At 48.6% G+C, this 5,906-nt stretch carries 7 protein-coding genes; 2 read left to right on the top strand and 5 right to left on the bottom strand.

Annotated elements, in window-relative coordinates:
* The 5 genes from H8876_RS05750 to surE form a co-directional block, all read right to left on the bottom strand.
* Positions 1-1,533: glutamine--tRNA ligase/YqeY domain fusion protein (locus tag H8876_RS05750; RefSeq protein WP_249286926.1), on the bottom strand; the 1,533-nt coding region annotated here is incomplete at its 3' end.
* Between the two features lie 92 nt (positions 1,534-1,625).
* Positions 1,626-2,804, bottom strand: coding sequence for an acetyl-CoA C-acetyltransferase (locus H8876_RS05745; protein ID WP_249286925.1), 1,179 nt, complete (start codon positions 2,802-2,804; stop codon positions 1,626-1,628).
* Positions 2,805-2,818: 14 nt separating this feature from the next.
* On the bottom strand, positions 2,819-3,751 hold the full coding sequence (locus H8876_RS05740; protein ID WP_249286924.1) for a DUF2156 domain-containing protein: 933 nt from the start codon (positions 3,749-3,751) through the stop codon (positions 2,819-2,821).
* Positions 3,752-3,775: 24 nt separating this feature from the next.
* Positions 3,776-4,321 carry a hydrolase gene (locus H8876_RS05735; protein WP_249286923.1) on the bottom strand — a complete coding sequence of 182 codons (546 nt, stop codon included), beginning with the start codon at positions 4,319-4,321 and terminating at the stop codon, positions 3,776-3,778.
* Complete coding sequence (gene surE, locus H8876_RS05730; protein ID WP_249286922.1) at positions 4,318-5,082, bottom strand: 5'/3'-nucleotidase SurE; 765 nt, start codon at positions 5,080-5,082, stop codon at positions 4,318-4,320. The genes H8876_RS05735 and surE overlap by 4 nt, the downstream gene beginning before the upstream one ends.
* 285 nt (positions 5,083-5,367) lie before the next feature.
* On the opposite strand from surE, the gene H8876_RS05725 reads away from it, so the two are divergent.
* Positions 5,368-5,586: a hypothetical protein gene (locus H8876_RS05725; protein ID WP_249286921.1), complete on the top strand. Its 219-nt coding sequence runs from the start codon at positions 5,368-5,370 to the stop codon at positions 5,584-5,586.
* Between the two features lie 70 nt (positions 5,587-5,656).
* Positions 5,657-5,906, top strand: a 250-nt coding sequence (locus tag H8876_RS05720; RefSeq protein WP_249286920.1) for a hypothetical protein, incomplete at its 3' end; no start/stop codon positions are given.

Below are 5,906 nucleotides of genomic sequence, written 5' to 3'. Positions count from 1 at the left end.
GAACTGGAACCGTTCACCCGGCTTGGCTTCTGCCACCAGCGGTTCGGCATACCCGATGCTCTCTGTCAGAGAATCAGGATTCATCACCTGATTTCCTTCTTCGTCATCCACCATCAGATAGTCGTAGTTGCGGATCTTGATCTTGACAGCTGTTTTCGCATCGACCCAGTGGATCGTTCCCTTGACTTTGCGTCCTTCAAAGCCGCTCCCGCTTCTCGTTTCCGGATCATAAGTGCAAAGCAGCTCCTTGACAGAGCCGTCTTCGTTCTTGACTACTTCATTGCAGGTAATGAAATATGCTCCTTTAAAGCGGACTTCATTACCTGGGAAGAGGCGGAAATATTTCTTGATCGGAACTTCCATGAAGTCATCGCCGTCCACATACAGTTCACGGCTGAACGGAACGGTTCTGTTCCCCATTTCAGGCACTTCTCTGTTGTTTTCCAGCTCCATTTCTTCGGTCTGCTCTTCAGGATAGTTGGTGATGATGACCTTGACCGGGTTTTCTACCACGTTGCGGCTTGCCACCTTCTGTTTCAGGTCTTCTCTGACGCAATGTTCCAGCAGGCCCACGTCTACTGTACTGTTGGCCTTGGATACACCGATCCTTTCACAGAAATCGCGCACCGCTTCCGGCGTATAGCCTCTGCGACGGATCCCCGCGATGGTCGGCATCCGCGGATCGTCCCATCCATCTACCGTACCATCGTCCACCATGGCCTTCAGGTAGCGCTTGCTCATAACGGTATTGGTCAGATTCAGACGCGCAAATTCGATCTGCTGCGGCGGAGCTTCCCACCTGCCGAGAGTTTCCAGGACCCAGTCGTAAAGCGGTCTGTGATCTTCGAATTCCAGCGTGCAGATAGAATGAGTGATCCCTTCGATAGCATCCTCGATAGGATGAGCGAAGTCGTACATCGGATAAATGCACCATTTGTCGCCAGTATTGTGATGGCTGATATGAGCGATACGGTAGATGACCGGATCTCTCATATTCATATTCGGAGAAGCCATATCGATTTTCGCCCGGAGGACCTTCTCCCCGTCTGCGTACTTGCCTTCCCGCATTTCTTCGAATAATTTCAGGTTTTCTTCCACGCTGCGGTTTCTGGACGGGCTTTCCTTTCCCGGCTCCTTGAGCGTGCCGCGATATGCACGGATCTCGTCCGCGCTCAGGTCGCAGACGTAAGCTTTGCCCTTCTTGATGAGATCCAGCGCACAATCATACATTTCATCAAAATAGTCGGACGCCCAAAGCCGGTTGTCCCACTGAAATCCCAGCCACTTCACATCTTCCTCGATGGAATCTACATATTCCACGTCCTCCTTGACCGGGTTTGTATCGTCATAACGCAGATTGCACTGACCACCGTACTTTTCCGCCGTTGAAAAATTGAGGCAGATGGACTTGGCGTGTCCGATGTGCAGATAGCCGTTTGGTTCCGGAGGAAAACGGGTGTGTACCTTGTCTCCGTACTTCTGCGTTTCCAGATCTTTATCGATGATATTATGGATGAAATTCGATTCTGCCATGTGTTATCCTCCTAATCATTTTATAGTTTATGCAAAGCGGCGGGCTTCCCGCCGCATTCTCAGCTTTTAACATGTTTTATCGTCCGGCGCTTTTAGCGCTCTACGATCATGGCGGTTCCCTGTCCTCCGCCGATGCAAAGTGTTGCAAGTCCGGTATGAGCGCCTCTTTTCTGCATCTCATACATCAGGGTGATCAGGATCCTGCATCCCGATGCACCGATCGGATGTCCCAGTGCGATAGCTCCACCGTTTACGTTGAGCTTATCTTCATCAAATCCCATTTCCTTGCCCACTGCTACAGACTGTGCTGCAAAGGCTTCGTTGGCTTCGATGAGATCGATATCTTTCATCTCCATTCCGGCTTTTTCCAGAGCCTTCGTAGAAGATGGCACCGGTCCGATCCCCATGATCCGCGGATCAACACCTGCCGATGCATAGGACTTTATGGTGCAAAGCGGCTTGATTCCCAGTTCATCCGCCTTTTCTTTTGACATCACGACAACAGCTGCACCGGAGTCGTTGAGTCCGGATGCATTGCCCGCCGTTACGATCCCGTCTTCTTTAAAGGCCGGGCGCAGTCCGTTGATGCTGTCCGCCGTCACCCCGTCCTTTGGATATTCGTCAGTATCAAAAATGATGGGATCTCCCTTTCTCTGAGGGATCTCCACCGGTACGATCTCGTCTTTGAACCGGCCGGACTGGACAGCGGCAACAGCCTTCTGCTGTGACTTTGCAGCAAAATCATCCAGTTCTTCTCTGGTCAGTCCCCACTGCTCGCAGATGTTTTCTGCCGTGATCCCCATGTGGATATCGTAGAAAGCATCGGTGAGACCATCCTTGAGCATAACGTCCGTCATGTGAACATCCCCCATGCGGGATCCCCACCTTGCAGACTGAACTACATAGCCTGCCTGAGACATGCTCTCTGCGCCGCCTGCTACGATGATCTCCGCATCCCCTGCTTTGATCATCTGGGCTGCCAGAGATACTGCTCTCAGCCCTGATCCGCAGACTTTGTTGAGGGTGAATGCAGGGACTTCTTTCGGCACACCGGCATCCATGGCCATCTGACGCGCCACGTTCTGTCCAAGTCCTGCCTGCAGAACGTTACCCATTACGACTTCGTCTACCGTCGCCGGATCAACTCCGGCTCTTTGCAGCGCCTCCCTGATACAGATTGCGCCCAGCTGTCTTGCCGGAACGTCTTTTAAAGTTCCTCCAAAAGCTCCGATAGGGGTTCTGGCTGCTCCTGCGATCACTACTTCTCTCATGATAATGGTCTCCTTCATTTGAATGTGCCGATATACTTTTCCAGGATCTGAACCGGTTTATATGAAAGCTTTGCCTTCCGCAGGTTCTCGATCCCCATATCCTCTTCGCGGTTAAGGTACTTGGCCTCCGATGCGATATGGATGCAAAATTCATTGTTGATAGCCGGGTACAGTCCCCGGTAATTGATATTCGCTTTTTCTACGTGTTCGGTAATAGTCTCTTTTCCCAGTTTCCCTCCTACAGCAAGCGCCTGGATCTTCCCGTCGATGAGGATTGCTCCTGCTCGGTATCCCGCCGCTTCCAGGTTGCGGAACACGTCGTCCATAGCACGCTCTTCCATTTTGAGCAGTTCCATTTCGTGAGCCGGAATTTCCTTTCGTGCGTTAAACTCCGCAATGAATCTCATGGCATCATCCGCCATGTCGGAGGTCATAGGCACGTATTCGTATTCGAAATTTTTCTTGAAATAATTCAAGTGATTTTTCTTGCCGTGATAAGCTCTGCCTTTAAGATTTTTAAGATCCTCTGTCAGATAAATATAGTCGTAGTTTGGCCGGTCATCTTCAAACTCTATTTCCGGGCAAGCTTCTTTGATCATATCCAGCATATGGATCGGAACCAGCCTGAGGCTGAAAGGATACCCTTTTTTCTCGAAGATCTCTTTGCAGCGATAAATGGTTCCCCTTAATGATTCCTTCTCATAGGTTCCCGTCCTGGTGAGAGGCGGAAACAGAAACGGCAGCGAGATCCCGTCTTCCAGTTCCAGATGACTCAGCCCCGTCACGCACATGTAGTCGCCAATGATGTCCCACTGAAACAGATTGATGTTGCGCCACATGTACATAGAGGAAAACGACAGTCCGGACGTCTTGTACTCGTATGAATTCATGTACTCGTCCAGGATCGGCCGGTTTCCCAGTGTTATCTCGTTTTCAAAAATATGCATACTTTTCGCCTGTCCTATATGGTCTTATTTTACGATAGCGGAAATCGCTTTGAATCCATCCGCTTTAGAATCCTGCAGAATTTCGTACAGCACGGATTCGTATGTGGTGATGACCGCGCCGGCCTCCCCCATTCTTGAGATTCCCCATAATTTATCGTTTTCATTCCTGGAATCGATGCAGTCTACGACAAGATATACATTATATCCTTCTTCCATCAGCTGCAAAGTCGTCTGCAGCACGCAGATATGGGCTTCCACTCCGCAGATCACGACATTCTTTCTGCCGGTTTCCTTCAGTCTTTCCCGGAATTCCGACATGCGCATGGCGCTGAATGCTGTTTTCTCCACATGCTTGAAATCGCCAAGCTCCGCTGAAAGCTTTGCAGTAGTCGGTCCGATTCCCTTCGTGTACTGCTGGGTCACGATGGCAGGGATATCAAATACTTTCATGCCGCGGATCAGCTTCGCAGCTCTTTCTTCTGTTTCCTCTCCGTTGCTCATAGCAGGCATCAGTTTTTCCTGAAAGTCAATGGCTACCAGAACGGTATCGTCTTTTGTAATAAAACTCATTTCTCTATCCTCCATTTTTCCATTTCTTTTAAAAGGTTGTAATCTGTAAGATCCCGGTGCAGCGGCGTTATGGTCGCGTATCCGTCCTGCATGGCGATCACGTCTATGGTGTCCGGCAGACCTTCATAGATAACAGGATCTCCCGTATAGCGGTATTTGGCGTAACCGCTGCCTTCTTCGATCGGCGAAAAGAATTCCTTGTACTCTCTGTTGCCAAGTCTGGCGTATTTGATCCCCTTTACTTCCTCCGGCGGAAGGTTCGGCACATTGATGTTCAAAGCGATGTCCGTGGAAAGTTTTCCTGCCACGTTTTCACATGTTCTGCGCGCCAGGATCTTGGCGTATTCAAAGGTTTTTACTTCATGGCTGTTTACGGAAACTGCCACGGACTGGATTCCGCATATGGTTCCTTCCAGGGCCGCTGATACCGTCCCGGAATACAGGGTGTCGGTCCCCAGATTTCCGCCGTGGTTGATGCCGGAAAACACCATGTCGATCTTGATCCCTTCTTTCTGCAAAAGTTTCACGCCCAGCTTCACGCAGTCCGCCGGGGTCCCCGACATGCGAAAGGCTCCGGTCGCACCCGGGAAAGTCGTTTCTGTCACTGTGATGGGCTGCGATACGGTGATCCCGTGTCCGCTGGCACTCCTCTGAGAATCCGGGGCGCTTATGTAAAGATCGCCCAGCCCCTTTAAGGCGTCTGCCAGTTCGTGGATCCCTCTTGCATCGATGCCGTCATCGTTTGCTAATAGTATATTCATTTTTATATCCACCTCGTTGTTCTGTTTGCTGCATGTTTGTATTTACAAATTTACACACAGTTTGAGTATAGCACACAGGGAGCAGTGGAGCAAATGAAAATGCTGTGAAGCCGGGGGGATGGGAGGCGATTTTTGTGTTGAAATATCTTTCGGATTTGATTATGATTGTGGAAAGGAGATTTTTATGGAGGAGCTTATGTTGCAACACAAACTTGAAAAGTCAGCTTCAGCATAACATCGGGAACCCCGAATAGTGCTTAATCGTTTAGAGGAGGAACAAGAAGGATGGATAAATTAAACAGAATGCTAAAAAGTTTTTTCTGGTTTGCTATCTTATCACCAATAATAATGCTGCTTTTAGTACTATACTTTCACGGAACAACTCATATGTTTGGATTCATTACATTTGTATTAGTCTGCATTGCTTCCGCTTGCGCCAACGCCTATAGGATCCAGAAAGAAATTGACCGATTATCCAAAGCTGATTTTAAGATTCAAGAATAATCTTAAAGGAAACTTTATGACTGTATAATCATGTAAATGGTGCTTAATCCATACTTCGGAGGGATAGATCATGGATGAATTGAAGAAGAAAATCAAAAAGTTCTATATTATGTTTGGAATCGAAGCCCCTGCTGCTTTTTTCTTGCTATTTTTATTCAGTTATTATATTCTGAAAAGGCAGTTTTACCCTAGTTCCTATCTTGTGATGTCATTCAGTATTGCTCTGATTGCATTTCGACAATACAAAGGACTCCAACATTTATTAAAAAAACTGACAATACAAGAATCACAGCAAGAAAGGGACTCTGATACAAAGAACT

It is taken from the genome of Lentihominibacter faecis (genome assembly GCF_014306095.1).
Lineage (GTDB): Bacteria > Bacillota > Clostridia > Peptostreptococcales > Anaerovoracaceae > Lentihominibacter > Lentihominibacter faecis.
This window is presented reverse-complemented; position numbering and strand designations above follow the sequence as displayed.

Bases quoted from the DNA above. Each gene is read 5' to 3' on its own strand.
- H8876_RS05745 (WP_249286925.1), bottom strand. From the start codon at position 2,804: ATGAGAGAAGTAGTGATCGCAGGAGCAGCCAGAACCCCTATCGGAGCT.
- H8876_RS05740 (WP_249286924.1), bottom strand. From the start codon at position 3,751: ATGCATATTTTTGAAAACGAGATAACACTGGGAAACCGGCCGATCCTG.
- H8876_RS05735 (WP_249286923.1), bottom strand. From the start codon at position 4,321: ATGAGTTTTATTACAAAAGACGATACCGTTCTGGTAGCCATTGACTTT.
- surE (WP_249286922.1), bottom strand. From the start codon at position 5,082: ATGAATATACTATTAGCAAACGATGACGGCATCGATGCAAGAGGGATC.
- H8876_RS05725 (WP_249286921.1), top strand. From the start codon at position 5,368: ATGGATAAATTAAACAGAATGCTAAAAAGTTTTTTCTGGTTTGCTATC.